This window comes from Streptomyces sp. NPDC040545 (genome assembly GCF_055595065.1).
In genome coordinates, this window is sequence record NZ_JBVIWA010000051.1 from 2501 (window position 1) to 5201 (window position 2701).

General features: G+C 56.4%; 1 rRNA gene (only partly in view). It reads left to right on the forward strand.

Features of this window, described 5'->3' with window-relative positions:
- Positions 1–2670 (forward strand): 23S ribosomal RNA (locus ACZ573_RS38300); it begins 454 nt to the left of the window's first position.
- The last annotated feature ends 31 nt before the right edge of the window (positions 2671–2701 follow it).

Here is a 2701-nt window from a genome sequence, read left to right on the forward strand (position 1 = left end):
CCCAAGTAGCACGGGGCCCGAGAAATCCCGTGTGAATCTGGCGGGACCACCCGCTAAGCCTAAATATTCCCTGGTGACCGATAGCGGATAGTACCGTGAGGGAATGGTGAAAAGTACCGCGGGAGCGGAGTGAAATAGTACCTGAAACCGTGTGCCTACAAGCCGTGGGAGCGTCGCTGTATGTGCTTGCACATACAGTCGTGACTGCGTGCCTTTTGAAGAATGAGCCTGCGAGTTAGCGGTGTGTAGCGAGGTTAACCCGTGTGGGGAAGCCGTAGCGAAAGCGAGTCCGAACAGGGCGATTGAGTTGCACGCTCTAGACCCGAAGCGGAGTGATCTAGCCATGGGCAGGTTGAAGCGGAGGTAAGACTTCGTGGAGGACCGAACCCACCAGGGTTGAAAACCTGGGGGATGACCTGTGGTTAGGGGTGAAAGGCCAATCAAACTCCGTGATAGCTGGTTCTCCCCGAAATGCATTTAGGTGCAGCGTCGTGTGTTTCTTGCCGGAGGTAGAGCACTGGATAGGCGATGGGCCCTACCGGGTTACTGACCTTAGCCAAACTCCGAATGCCGGTAAGTGAGAGCACGGCAGTGAGACTGTGGGGGATAAGCTCCATGGTCGAGAGGGAAACAGCCCAGAGCATCGACTAAGGCCCCTAAGCGTACGCTAAGTGGGAAAGGATGTGGAGTCGCAGAGACAACCAGGAGGTTGGCTTAGAAGCAGCCACCCTTGAAAGAGTGCGTAATAGCTCACTGGTCAAGTGATTCCGCGCCGACAATGTAGCGGGGCTCAAGCGTACCGCCGAAGTCGTGTCATTGCAGCAATAGGGCCAACGCCCGCTGTGATGGGTAGGGGAGCGTCGTGTGCCGGGTGAAGCAGCAGCGGAAGCTAGTTGTGGACGGTTCACGAGTGAGAATGCAGGCATGAGTAGCGATACACACGTGAGAAACGTGTGCGCCGATTGACTAAGGGTTCCTGGGTCAAGCTGATCTGCCCAGGGTAAGTCGGGACCTAAGGCGAGGCCGACAGGCGTAGTCGATGGACAACCGGTTGATATTCCGGTACCCGCTTTGAAACGCCCAATATCGAATCAGGCGATGCTAAGTCCGTGAAGCCGTTCCGGACCCTTCGGGGAAAGGAAAGTGGTGGAGCCGACGAACCAGACTTGTAGTAGGTAAGCGATGGGGTGACGCAGGAAGGTAGTCCAGCCCGGGCGGTGGTAGTCCCGGGGTAAGGGTGTAGGCCGAGGGGTAGGCAAATCCGTCCCTCATATAAGGCTGAGACCTGATGCCGAGCCGATTGTGGTGAAGTGGATGATCCTATGCTGTCGAGAAAAGCCTCTAGCGAGTTTCATGGCGGCCCGTACCCTAAACCGACTCAGGTGGTCAGGTAGAGAATACCGAGGCGTTCGGGTGAACTATGGTTAAGGAACTCGGCAAAATGCCCCCGTAACTTCGGGAGAAGGGGGGCCATCACTGGTGATCGGACTTGCTCCGTGAGCTGGGGGTGGCCGCAGAGACCAGCGAGAAGCGACTGTTTACTAAAAACACAGGTCCGTGCGAAGCCGTAAGGCGATGTATACGGACTGACGCCTGCCCGGTGCTGGAACGTTAAGGGGACCGGTTAGTGACCTTTCGGGGTTGCGAAGCTGAGAACTTAAGCGCCAGTAAACGGCGGTGGTAACTATAACCATCCTAAGGTAGCGAAATTCCTTGTCGGGTAAGTTCCGACCTGCACGAATGGCGTAACGACTTCTCGACTGTCTCAACCATAGGCCCGGTGAAATTGCACTACGAGTAAAGATGCTCGTTTCGCGCAGCAGGACGGAAAGACCCCGGGACCTTTACTACAGTTTGATATTGGTGTTCGGTTCGGCTTGTGTAGGATAGGTGGGAGACTTTGAAGCAGCCACGCCAGTGGTTGTGGAGTCGCCGTTGAAATACCACTCTGGTCGTGCTGGATGTCTAACCTCGGTCCGTGATCCGGATCAGGGACAGTGTCTGATGGGTAGTTTAACTGGGGCGGTTGCCTCCCAAAGGGTAACGGAGGCGCCCAAAGGTTCCCTCAGCCTGGTTGGCAATCAGGTGTTGAGTGTAAGTGCACAAGGGAGCTTGACTGTGAGACCGACGGGTCGAGCAGGGACGAAAGTCGGGACTAGTGATCCGGCGGTGGCTTGTGGAAGCGCCGTCGCTCAACGGATAAAAGGTACCCCGGGGATAACAGGCTGATCTTCCCCAAGAGTCCATATCGACGGGATGGTTTGGCACCTCGATGTCGGCTCGTCGCATCCTGGGGCTGGAGTCGGTCCCAAGGGTTGGGCTGTTCGCCCATTAAAGCGGTACGCGAGCTGGGTTTAGAACGTCGTGAGACAGTTCGGTCCCTATCCGCTGTGCGCGTAGGAATATTGAGAAGGGCTGTCCCTAGTACGAGAGGACCGGGACGGACGAACCTCTGGTGTGCCAGTTGTCCTGCCAAGGGCATGGCTGGTTGGCTACGTTCGGGAGGGATAACCGCTGAAAGCATCTAAGCGGGAAGCCTGCTTCAAGATGAGTATTCCCACCTCCTTGAGAGGGTAAGGCTCCCAGTAGACGACTGGGTTGATAGGCCAGATGTGGAAGCCCGGTAACGGGTGAAGCTGACTGGTACTAATAGGCCGAGGGCTTGTCCTCAGTTGCTCGCGTCCACTGTGTTAGTTCTGAA